The sequence below is a fragment of the Candidatus Methylomirabilota bacterium genome, from assembly GCA_028870115.1.
GTDB lineage: Bacteria > Methylomirabilota > Methylomirabilia > Methylomirabilales > Methylomirabilaceae > Methylomirabilis.
Map to the genome: position 1 here is coordinate 1 of JAGWQH010000066.1, position 17105 is coordinate 17105.

The window sequence follows — 17105 nt, forward strand, 5'->3', positions numbered from 1 at the left end:
CTGCACCGCGGGCTCCTGCGCCGTGATCGCCGTCACCATCGGCTGGAGGCGCTTGAGCTCCCGCTCGTTTTTGGTGCCCACCACCTTCGAGACCCACTTCATGAACATCGTGCCATCCTCTCCTTGCTGTCGGCTCGGCCTGCCACGCGGATCCTACCATAGACGCGGGAGGGCTTCAATGCCGAAAGGGACGCTCGAAGGCAGAAGCAAGTAGAATGATCTTAGCGGGGGGACTTTCGAATCAGTAACAAAAACCCCTAGAGGACGGTTCCCCTAAGGGTCTGACCCACACGCAGTAACCAAGCAATCCGAGTGCTACTCGGCCGATTCACCGCTCCCGAGATATTTTACGGTTTCCGGGTCGATGACATACTTGGTTGGATCAACAGGCACATCATTCACCTGAATCTCATAATGAAGGTGAGGCCCGGTCACGCGGCCCGTTGCCCCCACCAAGCCGATCACGTCCCCTCTTCTCACCTGCTGACCCTGAGAGACCTTTTGTTGTTGTAAATGAGCGTAGAAGGTGGAGATCTTATTGCCGTGGCTCACTGAGACGACATTGCCGAAACCGCCGAGCGGTCCCGTATACGTGACGATCCCGTCGGCCGGGGCGATGACCGGCGTCCCGACGCTGTTCGAGATATCGACGCCTTCATGCATCTGTCGTTGCCCGGTGAAGGGGGAGCGGCGCTGCCCGAACCCGGCCGTGAGCCACCCTTTGACCGGCCAGATCGTCGGGGTGGAGGCCAGGAGGCTCCGCTTTGCTTCAAGCGCCTGGATTAGACCCTGAAAGCTCTTGTTGCGATCATTCATCTCACGGCTTAAGCGATCGAGCTCACCGCCGAGGTTATCAACCCCGATCTTTGTCGACGAGCCGCCAGGTGAGGTCTGATGAGCGAGAGCCGCCACCATTAGAGCGCGCGAACTTAAGGTGTCCGCCCCGCCCACGCCAACCATCGAACTCTCCGCATTCTTCACGTCCAGCCCGGCTGCCGTCCGTAACCGGAGGTCGAACTCTCGGAGCTGGACCATTTGATTGTCGAGACGTTCAAACTTCTGCAACAGGGTGGCCTGTTCGCTCGATACTGTTCGAAGCTGACGGAGTTCCAGTAAGTGACCGGTGTGGCTTACCGTCTGATAGATAAGAAATACAAAGGCCACGCCAATGAGGCCTGCGGTGACAGTAAGCGCGCTAAAGAGGGGTTTTGTAATGTGAAACCTTCGAATCTGAGAACTGGCATCGGGAAGGACAAGGACCGTATAAAACTTCTTCGCCATCGAGCCGGATCCTTTCCAAGTTTATTTCGGTTACGAGCTACATATAACCGATGAGCATGGAGGGAAAAAACAGCCTTTTATATCAAGAACAACGGGAAGATGTCAAGCGTTTTTCGTTCTCTACGCCGGGCTCATTGTCAAATAGCGTTATGGCGTTACCCAGATCCGGCCGTTCGGATCTTCCACGATTTCGCCGATGAGTGTGGCGGCGGGTGTCTTATGCTCCCGCAGGCGCTGAATCAGGGCCGTAGTCCTGTCCTTCGGCACCGCGATCAGGAGGCCACCGGAGGTCTGGGCATCGCACAGGATCAGTTGGGCCTCGTTGCGAATCCCAGGATTCCACACGATGGCCCCTTGCAGTGATTCATAGTTGCGTTTTGTCCCGCCGGGACAGATCCCCTCTTGGATCAGATCCCAGGCCTCAGGGAGAATAGGGACCTTCGAAAGCGATACCCGTGCACCAACCTCGCTGCCCGCCGTCATCTCGTGGAGGTGGCCCAGCAGCCCAAAACCCGTGACGTCTGTGCACGCGTGAGCGCCGACCGCCACCATAGCCTCCGATGCGTCTTTATTCAGTGCTGCCATCAGAGCTACAGCAGCATTAATTGTCGGTTCCGAGGCTTTGCCGCGCTTGATAGCCGTGGTGACGATTCCAATGCCGAGCGGCTTGGTCAACACCAGATCATCCCCGATGAAGGCGGTCGAGTTCTTGAAGATCTTCGCAGGATCGATCAGCCCGGTCACGACGAGCCCATATTTTGGCTCCGGGTCGTCGATACTGTGTCCTCCGATAATCGGGGCCCCGGCCTCGCGGGCCTTGTCGGCGCCGCCACGCAGGATGTCCCCCAGGATACTCAGCGGGAGCGACCCGACTGGAAAACCAATGATATTGAGGGCGAACAGTGGTATGGCGCCCATGGCGTAGATGTCGCTCAGGGAGTTGGCGGCGGCGATCAGGCCACAGCTATACGGGTCGTCCACCACGGGCGTGATGTAGTCCACGGTCTGGACGATCGCCCGCCCGCTATCCAGTTGGTAGACGGCGGCATCATCGGAGGTTTCTGCCCCGACTAGTATTCGAGGATCGCTATATTTCGGCAGTTGGCCCAGGACCTGGGCCAGATCAGCAGGGCTGATCTTGCACGCTCAGCCCGCCCCATGCGACAAAGACGTGAGTCGAATCTGTTGAGCACTCATCATTGAGCCCCTTAAGGCGTTACTGGAAGGTTTCCGGCTCGCAGGCCGATTGGTTCTTTTTGTCACCCGATGAACTCGCATACTGGACTCCTGCAATCCGCAGAAGATGCCGGACCGCTGCGGCGCCAAGCATTCCGATCAGGACTCCCCAGAGCGCTCCGCCCAGCACATCAAGCGGATAATGCGAGCCGACATAGATTCGGGAATATCCAACGAGAGCGGCTGCAAGGAACCAGACGAACCCTGATCGCGAGTAATTATAAGAGAGAAACGTAGCCAAGGCAAACATGTTGGCGGCGTGATTGGAGGGAAAAGAGAATGAACGGACACGCAAGCAGGCAGTCGCGTTGAGGACGCCACATGGTCTGATCCGTTGGAACAGATCCTTCAAGAGCTGGCTGGTTTCATCGGTGAGTAGAATCAGAGCGATGGCGGACACGGCTATGATGCGATCACGTTTTGGACGGAAGAGCAATACGTAACCAAGGAGGGCGGCCGCCGGGAGGGCGAAGTTCCATTTATTGCTGACGAAGGGCATCAGGAGATCGAGGAACCGGTTCCGCAGGCTTCCGTTGATCAGGTGGAATCCAGTTTCATCCCACTCGCGCAGTCTCTCCAGCCACGGTAGAACAGACATAGTGTGTTTCGCCGTTTAAGGGTCCATCTGGTGCTGCGAGTGACCGACTAGAAACACGATCCCCCCTAACCCGCTACAGAGGACCGTGACAGCGAACCAGAGTAAGGACAGGCTGAGTGCGCCCGCAGAATCCAGGCCGACCCTGGTGAAGAGGTACACGGCGCTCCCCTCCCGGAGACCTAGACCCCCGACCGAGATTGGCAGCATCGAGATGACGCTGATCAACGGGATAAATAGGAAGAAATAGCGGAGAGGGACGGACAGGTTGAGCGCCTGTGAGATCAGGTAGAAGATCGTGATGACCAGCGACTGCAGAACCAATGAGAGCCCCAGCGCGAGCAGGAGGGCCGGTCGGTGGGTCCAATACTGTTGGACCGCTTCGTATAGCCGATGGACCTGGTCGTGAAACCTCCCAAGACCCACGCCAAGCAGCAGTCTGAAGAACAGCGCCTGGAGTCGATCACTCAACAGTGAAGCGATAAGGGCAATCATTCCTGCCGCGGAGCCGGCCGTCAACCAGACGATAAGCGGGTCGCTCACGTAAGCATATGCGGGGATGATGGCGATGCAGGCGATGATGGCCAGCGCGGCAAAGCCGGAGAGCCGTTCCACAAGGATAGAGGCCACCGATGCCTCACGCCGTTCCGTCAGGCGTGAGATCTGATAGCCCCGAACCAGATCGCCGCCGATAGCGGTCGGCAGCATCAGGTTGAAGAACATCCCCTCCAAGTACAGCAGGATGAGGCGCCAGAACGGGAGATGGATCTTCTCAGCCTGAAGCAGACACCTCCAGCGTACCGTACTGAGCAACTGAGCCAGCAGATAGAGGAGAATGGATCCGAAAAAGATCGGGACGCGCAGGGAGCGGAAGAGGGTACCGAGCGCTTGCAGATCGGTCCTGGATAAGAGCAAAGCCAGCAGCGCGGCGCTCACGATGAGCTTCAGTCCAAGCCGCCAAGCCTTGGCCGCGGACCTATTGACGAAGCTCACTCAAGTCACCTCCAGTCTTCACCCCATGGATCGTTCGCTGGACCATGTAGATCGGTTTGCGCTGCGTTTCGTGATAGACCCGCGCCACCATTTCACCGAGCAGGCCCATGCCCACCAGTTGCACCCCCAGTATCAGGAGGAGGACTGCCAGCAGCAAGAGCGGTCGCCCGCCGATCGGCTGGCCCGCGAGCAGTTTAAGGCCGGCCAGATAGAGGAGCAACCCGCCGCCGCAAACTCCGACGGTCAGCCCTAACCCGCCGAAGATTTGAATCGGGGACGTGCTGAATCGGAGCAGGAATTTCACGGCGATCAGGTCCAGGAGGACCCGCACCGTTCTGAGGATGGAGTACTTCGAGCGTCCGAATCGCCTGGGACGGTGATTCGTCTTGACCTCGGCGATGGCGACTCCCATCCAACTGGCGATGGCGGGAATGAACCGATGCAACTCACCGTACAGCCGGAGATTGTCCACCACTACCCGCCGATATGCCTTCAGGGTGCATCCATAGTCGTGAAGCTTTACGCCGGTTGTCACGGAGATGAGCCAGTTCGCAAGCATCGAGGGAATCCGCCTGGAGAGGAATGGGTCCTTTCGTTCGGCCCTCCAGCCACTGACGACATCGTAGTCCTGGATCAACTCCAGTAGCCTCGGGATATCGGCCGGATCGTTCTGAAGATCCCCATCGAGGGTCACGATCACGTCGCCCTTGGCGTGGTCAAAGCCGGCGGACAAGGCGGCGGTCTGCCCGAAGTTCCGTCGAAGCACCACCACACGCCATCTCGGGTCGTCCTTGACGATCGCCTCAAGGGTGGCCAGCGTCCGATCTGTGCTGCCATCATCCACGGCGACCACCTCGTAGGGCTGTCCAAGACCGCCCAGAGCCTCGACGATCTCGCCATGGAGGGGCCAGACGTTCTCTTCCTCATTACAAAAGGGGATGACAATGGACAGCCACGGCGTCCGCATTTAGTACCCGAGCTGCTGAGCCGGAGGGAACCCCCGGAAACCGTAACAGCGAAAGATTGACCACGAGCTAAGGGTACGCGACTGGCCGACCTTCGAGAGGTGAGTCAGTCGCTCCGGTTTCACCGTGTCGAAGGAGCGAAGAACGGCATCAGGAGGATCAGGCCGATCTGTCACGAAGATGGCGTCCCAACCCCGAACCTCGTCGGTTCCTCCCCATATGTCAAACTGGTTCATTCGCCGCCCGAGCTGGATGTTATATGTGTTCGGGTGGGCCGGCACATAGAACATCACCTCGCTGGCAACCTGATACCGGTCGCTGAAGACGAACGTCGGTCTGCTTCGGCTCATCTCCTGATAGACTGCGCTGACCTGCGTTCCCAGTTCTGCCCATCCTCTAAGGCGCCGTGTCAGATCGAGCTTGTGAGGGAGCGGAAGGCCAACCGAGGCAAGGGCGTGCGGAAAGTGACCAATGGTGCTGACAAGGAACCCGCTTACCAACGCGCAGGCGAAAAGCGTACGACCGCGCGTCCATCGCCAGGTAGAGACACCATGGGCAGATGAGCCTGATCGCCACTTGGCGACAGCGATGACCGCAGCAACAAAAGCTGGCGCGGCCCAGTTCGCCTGTACCTTTGTCCACAGGCTGGTGATGACGCAGACGATCAGCAGGGGTACCGAGGCGCAAAAGAGAAAAAGTGACGTGTCATCACTGCGTCGGTTAAGCCCGGTTCGTCCGACCTCCCACAGCCCGATCATGAGCACAACGAACAGTACGGGGGTGACCACACCCACCTGGGATGCTACAAACTCCCCCAGAGTCTTTGCCGGTATAACTCTCTCCTTTCCTGCTCCAAGCTGCTCCAGGAGGTGGCGAAACGAGACCAGGTCGTGCGTTGCGTTCCAATATATGACAGGGGTAAAGAGGAGGAGTCCCACACCGAGAGCGAGGTAGGGACCTGACCGCCGCATCCAGAACCGATGGTCCCGGGACAATGCAAGATACAGGAAGGTCTGTGGTACGATGGCTGCCATCGTGTATTTACTGAGCAGACCAAGGCCGAGGCCGATTCCCGCAAGGAGCCACCAGCCGTTCCCGTCCGCCGAGAGCGCGCGGTGGATCAACAATAGCGTGAGCGACCAGAAGAATACCAGCGGCGCATCGATCGTCATCAAGATTGAACCCGCCTCGGCGAGCGGCATGGCGGCGAGGAGCAGCACCGCTTCCAAGCCGGCCCATGTGGAGCGACAGAGCCGAACCGCCAACAGAAACGTGAGGAGGACGGTTCCAGTTGACAGCAGGACTGCAGGAAGCCGAATGAAGAATTCGCTGTCACCCCCCAATTGGGTAGACAGGGCGATGAGGTAGGCCACCATCGGCCCTTTACTATAGTAACTCCAGTTCAGTTGCTTCGACCAGGTCCAATAGTGCGCCTCATCGGGCGCCAGATTGAACCGGCCTGAGTTGATGAACCAAAGGTGAAAGGCGGTCACGAAAATAAGGAAGAATAGGAACAACAGCGACGCCTGCCGGCAACTCGCTGAGTACGCCCAATCCATGAACGATCCCCTGGGGTATGGGGTCTGTGGCAAGGGGAGTTCAGGAGCGGCGCTTCTGGAGCGCGCGATCTTTTTCCTCCACTTCTGAGGCCAGAGCCTCTTTGAATGATTCCAGCTTGTGTCGGAGGGCCTCATCCGACAGCGCCAAAATCCGCGCAGCGAGGACACCGGCGTTCTTTGCCCCTGCCTCGCCGATGGCCATAGTTGCAACCGGAACACCCCCGGGCATCTGGACGACGGAAAGAAGCGCGTCCAGACCCTTGAGCGAACTCGAGGCCAGTGGCACCCCGATAACCGGCAGAGTGGTCTGGCCTGCAATGACGCCGGCGAGGTGAGCCGCTGCCCCGGCCCCGGCGATGATGACCCTGATTCCTCTCGTCTCGGCTTGCCGGACATAGTCCAGGGTCGCGTGGAGGGAACGATGGGCGGAGCTGATTTTGAGCTCGAACGGAATTCCAAACCGCTCCAGCGCCTTGGCGGTGAGTTCCATCACTGCCAGATCGGAGTCGCTGCCCATGACGATCCCAACTATCGGTTGCGTTGCCATATTGTTATGAGACTCTGGCGAGGGCGCGGCCGCCGATGTCGGTCCGGTAGTGCGCGCCCTCCCAATGGATCTTCTTCACCGCCCGGTACGTGGTGGCGATCGCCCCTTGGAGGTCTTGCCCGAGGCCGGTGACACCAAGAACCCGTCCGCCGCCGGTGAGGACTTGGTCGTTTGTACGGCTGGTTCCGGCGTGGAAGATCATGACGCCAGGCTCGGCAGCCGCTTCTTCGAGCCCGGCGATCAGGGCACCCTGTTCGTACGGGCCGGGATAGCCTTTTGAGGCCATGACCACGCAGACGCTGGCGTCCGGCTTCCAGTCGATCGTCTGGTCCCGCAGTCGGCCGTCCACGACGGCCTCCAGCAGCGGAACCAGGTCGGACTTCATTCGTAGAAGCAGCGGCTGCGCTTCGGGATCGCCGAGTCTCGCGTTGAACTCGAGCACCTTGATCTCGCCCGCGCTGATCATCAGGCCGGCATAGAGGACGCCTTTGTACGGTCGTCCTTCGGTTGCCATCCCTGTGACGGCCGGGATCATGACCCGTTCCATAATCTGCTGTTGGATCGAGTCGGTGATGACCGGCGCGGGAGAGTAGGCGCCCATGCCGCCGGTATTGGGACCCTGGTCGTCATTGAACACGCGTTTATGATCCTGGGATGATGCCAGCGGCAAGACGGTCTCTCCGTCAGTCAAGGTGTGGAAGGAGACCTCCTCTCCCTCCAGGTACTCCTCGATTACGACCCGCTCGCCGGCGTTGCCAAAGAGACGCTCTTCCATGATCTTGTTCACCGCATCCAGCGCCTCGGACAGATCGGAACAGACGATGACCCCCTTGCCCGCCGCCAGGCCATCGGCCTTCACGACCAGGGGGGTGCCGATCTCTCGGATGTATCGCTTGGCCTCCTCTGCCCGGTCAAATGACTGAAAGAAGCCGGTGGGGATATGGTATTTTTTCATGAAGCTCTTGGCGAAGACCTTGCTTCCCTCAACGATGGCGGCATCCTTCCGGGGTCCGAAGATACGGAGTCCGCGGCGCTCGAATTCATCTACGATGCCGAGGGTAAGGGGCAGCTCAGGCCCTACGACGGTGAGGTCGATCCGTTTTCGCTCAGCGAAATCAGCCAGGAGGCGGATGTCGGAGGCGCTGATCTGAACACATTCCGCCACATCGCTCATCCCGGCGTTTCCCGGCGCGGCCCAGACCTTCGTCACCTTCGGACTCTGGGCGATCTTCCATGCGAGGGCGTGTTCTCGACCGCCCGCGCCGATCACAAGAACCTGCATTGAAGTTCCTCTCCGTCTCTCCCTGGTCCCGGTCTCAATGGCGGAAGTGTCGAATACCGGTGAAGACCATCGCGATGCCGGCCTCATCCGCTGCTTGGATTACCTCAGCATCGCGGATCGAGCCGCCAGGCTGGATGATCGCGGTCACGCCCGCCTCAGCCGCCACGTCCACCCCGTCCCGAAACGGAAAGAAGGCGTCGGATGCGAGGACCGTTCCCTTGGTGGATGAGACGGCCTTCATGACAGCCAGCCGGCAGGCATCGACCCGGCTCATCTGTCCGGCGCCGATCCCCACCGTAGCGCAGGTGTTTGTCAGGACGATTGCGTTGGACTTTACATGCTTAGCCACCTTCCAGGCGAACCGAAGGGCTTGCATTTCGGCATCAGTGGGCTTGCGGCGAGTTGCCACACGGAGGGGGCCGGGGTCCAGGTCGATCTGATCACGCTCCTGCGCGAGCATCCCTCCAACGATCGGCCGCAGTTCACGGGCCGTGTGATCAGGGCGCGTCGTTGGCGGCCAAGACTCGATCAGTAAAAGCCGAAGCGCCTTCTTTTCTCGAAGGATGGCAAGCGCCGTCGCATGGTATCCCGGCGCAACAACCGCCTCCACAAAGGTGGCAGCGAGCTCCCGCGCGGTCTCAGCATCCACCGGGCGGTTGAGGCCGAGGACCCCGCCGTAGGCTGAGGTTGGATCTGCGGCCTGGGCGCGCTGATACGCCTCACTCAGCCGGGAACCGATGCCGACCCCACAGGGATTCGTGTGCTTGACAACGACCGCGACAGGCTCATCAAACTCTTTAGCCAGGGCGAAGGCTGCGTCAAGGTCCACGAGGTTGTTGAACGAGAGTTCCTTCCCCTGAAGCTGTGTGGCCGTCGCCACAGAAGGTTCACTCGCGAGGGCGTCGCCGTACAGGGCAGCCTGCTGGTGCGGGTTCTCGCCGTAACGAAGTTGCTTCAGCCTGACCAGGCGAAGATCGAGGAGATCCGGGAACGCGAATGGACCCGCCTCACCACATTGCCCCTTCAGATACGCGGCGATCAGTGTATCGTAACGCGCCACGTGCTCGAAGGCCTTCGTCGCTAAATGCAACCGGCGGGTCCGCGATAGGCGGCCCTGTCCTTGCTGGAGTTCTGCACTGACCGCAGTGTAATCGGTCGGATCAACGACAATCGCAACATCCTCAAAATTCTTTGCAGCAGCCCGAATGAGGCTTGGGCCGCCGATATCGATCTGCTCGATGGCCTCCTCCAGCGTAGCGCCGACCTTGGAGATGGTGGCCTCGAAAGGGTACAGGTTGATGATCACAAGGTCGATAGGTGAAATGCCGAGTTCTTGCAGTTGCCGCTGGTGCTCGGGGTCGCGCCGTCGCGCCAAGATGCCGGCATGAATCCTCGGATGGAGTGTTTTGACTCGCCCGTCCAACATTTCGGGGAAGCCCGTGATGTCGGCCACATCTACCACCGGGATATTGGCTTCACGCAGGGTGCGCGCCGTTCCCCCGGTAGAGATGATCTCGATGGACAGATTCTGTAGGGTTGATGCCAGTTCAATCAGCCCGGCCTTATCGGAGACGCTGATTAAGGCCCGCCGGACCCGCACCAACCCCTGATCGTTCGTTCGTCCGTCCGACATTGTCATGGATTCATTGCTCCCCAGGCTTGCTTTCCATGTTGCTGTAGGATATCAGTCCCATGGCAGAATACCCGGCGATCGCGAACCTCCAGCCACCCTTCGGCGAAGAGTTGAATCGCCCGCGAGTAGATCTGGTGTTCGTATGTGAGGATACGAGCCGAGAGCGACTCTTCGGTATCCTCGTCCAGTACGGGGACCGCCGCCTGCATAATGATGGGGCCGGTATCGATTCCCTCGTCCACAAAGTGAACAGTGCAGCCGGAGACTTTTGCGCCGTACCAAAGCGCCTGGCGCTGGGCGTGCAGCCCGTGGAAGGCTGGAAGGAGCGCCGGGTGAATATTCATGATCCTGTTGCGATACTCCCGAATGAAATGAGGGCTCAGTAGACGCATGAACCCGGCCAGGCAGACCAGCCCTACATCGTGTTTGCGCAGCAGATCGATAACCGCCCCATCGAACTCTTCACGCGTGTGGTGCAGAGATGGATCGACAAAAGCTGTCTCGATTCCATATTGGCGAGCCCGTTCGAGGGCGTGAGCCGCTGCCACGTCACTGATAACGATGGCGACGAGCGCATCGATCTTCCCGGCTTTACTGGCGTCGATGATCGCCTGTAGATTACTTCCTCGACCGGAGGCCAGCACGCCAAGTCTGAGCCGTTTCTGCATGCCCTCTCGAACCCTTATTTACCGGTATGCTGCACACGTATCGTGTTTGGTCGCCGGTGTGCTTGGCTCAGTATTATTTTCACAGGGTAGTTTTGCCGCGGAACGACACATCAGTGGACTTCGCACACGTTACGGTGCGCTCAGAGCGATGTCCGACTCTCCACCACATGGACATCAATAGAGAATGCAACGATAGCAGAAAGGGAGGTAATGGGCAAGAGCATTATAGCGTTCAAAAATAGCGGATTGACGTGCTTACAGACGCCGTCGCCAGGTTGGAGAGGGCTATTCCTTTGCCCCGGCTTCCTTGAGGATCTGCACGACCTCGTTCTCGCTCCTGTTATACGCGATCATCATGGCCGTGACGCCGTTGTTGGTTTTGGCATTCACATCCGCGCCCTGCGCGAGCAGTACCCGGACGACCTCGCAATGGCCTTCCTGAGACGCCCATATCAAGGCTGTTGCGCCATTATCCTGTCTGGCGTTTACATCCACGCCCTGCGCGAGCAGTACCCGGACGACATCGAGATGGCCTGCCAGAGACGCTCTCATCAAGGCCGTCCAGCCCTCGTTCGATTTGACGTGTACCCAGGCGCCCTGCGCAATCAGCGCCTCTACGACCCCGACATGGCCTCTCAGAGACGCTCTCATCAAGGCCGTCCAGCCATACTCATCTCTGGCGTTCACATTCGCGCCCTTGGCGATCAGCGCGTGCACAGCTTCCGGGCGGCCTTCCTCGCATGCTCTCATCAAGGCCGTTTTGCCGTGCTTGTCTGCGGCGTTCACATCATCGCTCATGATCGCCCCTCCTTCGCGCCCTGCGCAATCAGCGCCTGTACGACTTCGCCATAGCCTTCCTGAGACGCTCTCATAACCCTGGTCTTCCATCCCTCCCCAGAAGGCGTCAGTCGCATTGAAGAGAGCAGGCATGACGTTTCTCGGTATTGACAAGTCAACAGCAACCGGCCCCGGAGCGGAGAAGGCAGCGAATTATCGGAAACCATTGGCGTCCCCAACGGGATTCGAACCCGTGTTTCGGCCTTGAAAGAGCGTTTCAAGGCATTATAGCAGGAGTAAGAAGGAATGACAAGACGTGAGTTTTAGACAGTAATCTCAAGAGGTTATGCAAGATCGCAATGTGAGTGCCAGTGACAAGGAGAAAGCGCAAACGACACCCGTGATAGTCACTATTTGGACACCAGTCTTTTGACTAATACTCAGTCTTCTGACTAACGGAGTCGGAAGCATTCCTATCACCCGATTGAAGGGGGGTCGTCTTGCCGATTACACGAAGCAGGAGGTCAAGCTTCCTCTCAATCCGCTGAAGCATCACTCGTATCGGTTCATCCTCTGCCATCGGTCGCCTCAGTCCCGCCCATTGTCGGGTAGGCGGATAATGGTTTCCGCGCCCTCGGGGGGTGCGCCAAACACCCAACGCAAGGGTTGCCCACAGTCGGCACACACCGGAGAATCTCGCTCAGGCTGGCCAGCTTCCGGGGCCGGTTCGCTGCATACGTGAACATGATAAAACACCATGCTTGCAAGGTCCGGGTTCTTCCCGTGTTCCGTCTTCTCAAGTCGCTCAAGCCGTTTCTCAAAGTTGCTCATAACGCATCCTCCGTTAGGCTATTCGCTGCTTGGATTCTAGCGCCTGTAACCGTCCCTCAAAGTCAGCCAGCTCGGACGCCTTCAAATACGCGCCTGCCATTGTCGCCAAAGCATGGGCCGCTTTGAGCTTGATAGACGGGTCCTTATCCTCGATCAGCGTTTCGATCTGCGTCAGTGCATACCACAATCGACGCCGCAATGCCGCCAGATCGCCCGGTTTAGGGCGTCGTTTGCGCGTTGAAAGCCTTATCACGTCTACCATTTAGCCTTTACCCCCCATCTACAGCCTGCCTTGCGCCACGGTCGTCAACGCCTTCCTCTCAGATGCAGTTCGTCTTTCCCACAAAAAGGACACGTGCCTTTCTCCTGATACCAGCGCCTCGCCGATGCCTCCAGGGTCCGCCATGCTGCCTCTGCTCCGACTTGTTTTTCAATCAGGTCGATCTCTCGATGAAGCGCCTTGAAGGTCTCCAGGGGGTCGGTCTCGGGTAACGTCCAGTAGGTCCGGTACAGGTCGGCCAGCGCATCGCACGCGTGAAGCAGCGCCATCACCTCCGTCTTGTGCGTACTCAATCTCGCCTTCAGTTCTGACGGGACCTGGGGCCTCCCAGTCGCTTGCAGCCTGCCATCCGGAAGAGGGGTCAGGGTGACGCCAGCCGTTCGCGCCTCTTGAATTAGCTCCGCCGCCATCATAGGACACACACCTCCTCGCCCGCTAAGATGGTCATCTCATGCCTTAGATGGTCATCATTTTGAATGACCACCTTAGACGCCTTTTGGCCATCTAAGGACCAGAACCACTTCCCGCCTTCGCCAAACGTGTCACGTTTCGAGGTTGCTCCTGCATAATGTTTTGCTCTTTGGAGTGTCTTCTCGGCAATCCCTGCCTCCCGCGCCACCCGCTGAATTTGCCTTACTTCCACCGGGCCTTTCTTCAGGATCGAACGGAGGAAGTCTGCCGCATCTTCCATCGCCGACCGCTCCTCTTCGGATACCGGGGCAGCAAGCAGGGCGTCAGCACTATGAGATGAAACCCCCTCCCACACGATGCGGGCCGTGTCGTCTATGGCAACCACACGAAACGCCAGGGACTCCGGCATACGCGCAAGATTCGTCTTAATTCCCGCCAGGATTCGCCGCTCCTCGTTCTCCGGGTCCTTGGCTACCAGCAACGCCATCCGCGCCGCGCCGACAATCCCGATACTCCCCCCGCCGCGATAGATGCTTTGACTACCGCCAGACTTATTCAGATGTCGGATCACAAGCACCGCGACGCCGTTCTCCTCCGCCATCTTGGCTAATGGCGCCAGGGCTTGCCTTACGTCTTGATCTCTCCAACTGTTTCGTTGACTTGGCAGGTAGGCCATCAGGGGGTCGATGAGGACGATCTTTGCCGCGACTTGTTGACATGCACAGGTTAGCGCCGCTATGTCTTCTACTGTAGGCACTCTCAGCTTCCCATCCGCACCTTTCACCCCCTGGAGCGCGACAATCTTCGCCAGGTCCGCACCGGCAACCGTGAGCCGGGGGACCACCGTATCGGCCAGGCCGTCTTCGAGTGTCAAGATCACCGCCCCGCCTGGAAGCGACGGCGAACCGTCCGGCATTAGAGAACCATTGGACACCCGCGCCGCCAGGTCAAACGCCAGCGTCGATTTGCCAAGGCCAGGATCGCCATCCAGCACGGTCAGTTTTCCCAACGGAACCCGACCGGGCCATAGCCAGGTCACAGGTTCAGGCTGTACGTCTGCGAGTCGAATAATAACCGCATCGTTAGGTTTCTCTCGCTCTGCTCCGCCGGCCGCCGACTCTTGCCGGTCCGCTCCGCCGGTCGCCGCAAACTCCGGTCGGTCAGGCTGTTCGTAAGCGTGCGCGACGATCTTCTCGATCTCCGCGTCAGGTAGTAGAGGCTCACACTTCATCTCGTTCTCTTTGAGTAGGGCGGCGAGAATGGCGTCGGGGCTCATATTACGTGCCTTGAGGCTTCGTGCCAGCTTGTACAGTTCGGTATTTCGCTCGCCCTCGGGAATTCTCTCCGCGATGGTGAACCGCTCGCCGTTGCCGGTCGCTGTGGCGTGCCGCATCAATGCCAGGACACCCTCGGGTAGGTCAGCAATCCTAGACGGCTCCAGCACATAATCAGGATCTTCTCGATACCGAGGGGTGGGTGGCGCGAGAGCGTAGCCTTTGACAAGGAGGTCCACGCCGCATGGTTTGACGCAGCCGCACTCTCGGGCCGTCACGATCCGGACCTTTCGGTCCACCTCATCACACTCAACGCTCGGGGGCATACGAAAGTAATCGTGAACACCATGCGGAGTGTAGACGCGAGCTGTTCGTGGCACCGACACGCCGGTGGATCGCCAGGCTTGTTCGGCATGGGGGCCGTCGAAATCCATCACCGCGAGAGTGGACGCGGGCCACAATAGCAGCGCGAGGCCGTGGGCCGGGCGCGAGAAGAGTTCCTTGACCGCGCTTTCTGTCTGACCACCATACCGCCACTGTCCCCATTCACAGAGCGGTTGCTTGTGGTCGTTGACGGGAACCACCGGCGCTCCCCACATCTGCCGGTAATCCAGCGCCGCGTCAAGCAGTGTTGTTGTCGCCGTCCCGCTCATTCCCGCGCCTCAGTTCGATTGTCGGCGACGAAGCGCTCAAAATCCTCCTCCTTGACCTTCACCAGCCGGCCTAGACGCACAACCGGGATTCGCCCTTTCGCAATCCACGTGCGCCACGTATAGCGTGATGCCCCTGAACGCTGCTCCAATTCCTCCACACTCAGTAATCGCATTGCCGCCCCTTTCGTGAAAAGTTCTAGTTCGTTGTTTCGCTCGATACGAATCTACGGTTAGCGCATACAATTGTCAATAGGCTAACATAATATGATTAGCGTTATTGTAATATATACCCTTGACAAGTGAATGCGACTAACATATATTGAGTGCACACACGTACAAGGGGGTGGACATATGCTGAATGCACAAGAACGAATGCAGTTCGTGGTAGGCTTCGCCGGGATGGACCTTGACCGCCTCCGTCCAGGGGACTGGTCGAACCTCCGGGATGATTTCACGCGCTACCTACATGGCCAGCAGGGGGAGCAAAGCCCGGCGCACGGGCCGGTCCATTTCTCCACCTTCGAGCACCTGCCCTCGAAACCCTACACGGAGGAAGATTTCCGTCAGCTCCAGGGTGCCGTGCAGGCTATCCTGCACAACGTGGTCGACACTCGGAGGATGAGGCCAGGCCAGCAGGTTCACGCGCCTCTCACCCCCCTCCAGATCAGATGCCGCCTGCTCCCACTCGATGCCATAGGACTGAAGGGGAAAACGCATCTCGGAGTCGATGGGCCAGCCCGGGATGTCTTCCTTTTGAGCGTCTTTTTGCTGTTCGCGTATGAGAAGACCGGGAAGATCGGCCAGTGTCCCGCCTGTCACGCGCTCTTCTTACCCGTGAAGAAGCAAGCGTACTGCTCGAAACGCTGTCAAATGCGGGTCTACATGCAGCAACGCCGCCAGCAGGAGCACGTCAAGGAGCAGCAAGCCGAGCAGGCACACGCCCGATATGCCAACACGCGCAAGCGCCAGCTTTCAGAAAAGGTCTATGTGGCTAGACGGCCACGGGCCAAGAAAGGAGGGACAACCCGATGAGCGTGTTCAAACGCGGGGAGTTTTGGTGGATTGACTTTTACGATGCGAATGGGGATCGCCGGAGAAAGAAGGTCTCACCCGATAAGCGGATCGCCACCGCCACACTCCGGGATATTCAGGTCAAGATCACAAAGGGGGAATACCTGGGGCTCAAGGAAGAAAACACCAGCTTCCGTCAGTTTGCGGCGAAGTATTGGGCCGCCGTGTCACACACCTTCTCTGCTCAAGAGCAGGACCGTGCCCGACGGATTCTCGATCAGCACCTCATCCCCGCCTTCGGAGGGGATCGCCTCAGCCGGATCACCCGCCAGCAGATCGAACACTACATGGCCGAACGAGCGGGACAAGTGCAAAACTCTACTGTGAACAAAGAGCTTGTTCGTCTCAAGCATCTGCTCAATTACGCGGTGGCCTGGGGGTTGCTGAAAGCGAACCCCGCGAAGGGTGGGAAGAACGGAATCAAGCTTCTGACGGTCCCTCCCGCTAAAGCTACGTATCTTGTCCCCGAGCAGGTGGAGCGGTTGTTTGAAGCATGCGGACGGCATTCGATGGGGCTCTGGGCCATTGTCACCCTCGCCATGAATACGGGGATGCGCCGGGGGGAAATCCTGACCCTTACGTGGGCCGATGTCGATCTTCGCGCGAAGCACGTCACACTGGTCAGAACGAAGAACAACGAGAGCCGGATCGTCCCGCTGAATGCCGATGCAACGCGGGCCGTGGAAGCCCTCCCACGGGGGGGCGATCCGTTCACCCTGGTCTTTGCAGGATGGACGGGGGCGGCGCTCACCATGGCGTTTCATCGCGCGTGCCGCCAAGCTGGGATCGCCAACTTTCGTTTCCACGATCTCCGCCACCATGCGGCAAGCTGGTTGACCATGAAGGGTGTCAATCAGCGAACGATTGAAGCAATCTGTGGGTGGAAAGATCCGAGAACTGCTCGGAGGTATCAGCATTTGAACACCGCCGCGCTCCATGAGGCGGTCGCACGCCTTGCCACGGCCTATGATATGAGGGATGCTCAGCCGGTGGCTGAGGCTCAACGGCCATAGGCCACAACCGAGCAAGGGGGTCACGATGGAGCATAA

General features: G+C 59.0%; 17 protein-coding genes. 2 read left to right on the top strand and 15 right to left on the bottom strand.

Features of this window, described 5'->3' with window-relative positions; genetic code table 11:
* Positions 1–315: 315 nt before the first annotated feature.
* From KGL31_07470 to KGL31_07540, 15 genes are all read right to left on the bottom strand, one after another.
* The gene (locus tag KGL31_07470; protein ID MDE2321741.1) at positions 316–1281 is read right to left on the bottom strand and encodes a M23 family metallopeptidase; all 966 of its coding nucleotides are present in this window, start codon (positions 1279–1281) and stop codon (positions 316–318) included.
* A 147-nt stretch (positions 1282–1428) separates the two neighbouring features.
* Positions 1429–2481 (bottom strand): selenide, water dikinase SelD, encoded by a 1053-nt coding sequence (gene selD / locus KGL31_07475; protein ID MDE2321742.1) that lies wholly within the window; start codon positions 2479–2481, stop codon positions 1429–1431.
* Between the two features lie 16 nt (positions 2482–2497).
* The gene (locus tag KGL31_07480; protein ID MDE2321743.1) at positions 2498–3115 is read right to left on the bottom strand and encodes a phosphatase PAP2 family protein; all 618 of its coding nucleotides are present in this window, start codon (positions 3113–3115) and stop codon (positions 2498–2500) included.
* A 15-nt stretch (positions 3116–3130) separates the two neighbouring features.
* Positions 3131–4105 (bottom strand): flippase-like domain-containing protein, encoded by a 975-nt coding sequence (locus tag KGL31_07485; protein MDE2321744.1) that lies wholly within the window; start codon positions 4103–4105, stop codon positions 3131–3133.
* Complete coding sequence (locus tag KGL31_07490; protein MDE2321745.1) at positions 4089–5072, bottom strand: glycosyltransferase family 2 protein; 984 nt, start codon at positions 5070–5072, stop codon at positions 4089–4091. Before KGL31_07490 ends, KGL31_07485 begins: the two co-directional genes overlap by 17 nt.
* Entirely contained in the window at positions 5073–6629 is a 1557-nt protein-coding gene (locus KGL31_07495) for a glycosyltransferase family 39 protein (protein MDE2321746.1), read from the bottom strand. It abuts the gene before it with no gap.
* A gap of 40 nt (positions 6630–6669) precedes the next feature.
* Positions 6670–7176: a 5-(carboxyamino)imidazole ribonucleotide mutase gene (gene purE, locus KGL31_07500; protein ID MDE2321747.1), complete on the bottom strand. Its 507-nt coding sequence runs from the start codon at positions 7174–7176 to the stop codon at positions 6670–6672.
* Between the two features lie 4 nt (positions 7177–7180).
* Complete coding sequence (gene purD / locus KGL31_07505) at positions 7181–8458, bottom strand: phosphoribosylamine--glycine ligase (GenBank protein ID MDE2321748.1); 1278 nt, start codon at positions 8456–8458, stop codon at positions 7181–7183.
* A gap of 34 nt (positions 8459–8492) precedes the next feature.
* On the bottom strand, positions 8493–10097 hold the full coding sequence (gene purH, locus KGL31_07510; GenBank protein ID MDE2321749.1) for a bifunctional phosphoribosylaminoimidazolecarboxamide formyltransferase/IMP cyclohydrolase: 1605 nt from the start codon (positions 10095–10097) through the stop codon (positions 8493–8495).
* Positions 10094–10759, bottom strand: a complete 666-nt coding sequence (locus KGL31_07515; GenBank protein ID MDE2321750.1) for a phosphoribosylglycinamide formyltransferase — start codon at positions 10757–10759, stop codon at positions 10094–10096. Before KGL31_07515 ends, purH begins: the two co-directional genes overlap by 4 nt.
* 285 nt (positions 10760–11044) lie before the next feature.
* Positions 11045–11557 carry an ankyrin repeat domain-containing protein gene (locus tag KGL31_07520; GenBank protein MDE2321751.1) on the bottom strand — a complete coding sequence of 171 codons (513 nt, stop codon included), beginning with the start codon at positions 11555–11557 and terminating at the stop codon, positions 11045–11047.
* A gap of 823 nt (positions 11558–12380) precedes the next feature.
* Positions 12381–12629 carry a hypothetical protein gene (locus tag KGL31_07525; GenBank protein ID MDE2321752.1) on the bottom strand — a complete coding sequence of 83 codons (249 nt, stop codon included), beginning with the start codon at positions 12627–12629 and terminating at the stop codon, positions 12381–12383.
* A gap of 44 nt (positions 12630–12673) precedes the next feature.
* Entirely contained in the window at positions 12674–13060 is a 387-nt protein-coding gene (locus KGL31_07530; GenBank protein MDE2321753.1) for a hypothetical protein, read from the bottom strand.
* On the bottom strand, positions 13057–14985 hold the full coding sequence (locus tag KGL31_07535) for an AAA family ATPase (protein MDE2321754.1): 1929 nt from the start codon (positions 14983–14985) through the stop codon (positions 13057–13059). The genes KGL31_07530 and KGL31_07535 overlap by 4 nt, the downstream gene beginning before the upstream one ends.
* Positions 14982–15158 carry a helix-turn-helix domain-containing protein gene (locus tag KGL31_07540; GenBank protein ID MDE2321755.1) on the bottom strand — a complete coding sequence of 59 codons (177 nt, stop codon included), beginning with the start codon at positions 15156–15158 and terminating at the stop codon, positions 14982–14984. The genes KGL31_07535 and KGL31_07540 overlap by 4 nt, the downstream gene beginning before the upstream one ends.
* 178 nt (positions 15159–15336) lie before the next feature.
* On the opposite strand from KGL31_07540, the gene KGL31_07545 reads away from it, so the two are divergent.
* Positions 15337–16017, top strand: a complete 681-nt coding sequence (locus tag KGL31_07545; protein ID MDE2321756.1) for a hypothetical protein — start codon at positions 15337–15339, stop codon at positions 16015–16017.
* On the top strand, positions 16014–17069 hold the full coding sequence (locus tag KGL31_07550) for a site-specific integrase (GenBank protein ID MDE2321757.1): 1056 nt from the start codon (positions 16014–16016) through the stop codon (positions 17067–17069). Before KGL31_07545 ends, KGL31_07550 begins: the two co-directional genes overlap by 4 nt.
* Positions 17070–17105: the final 36 nt, after the last annotated feature.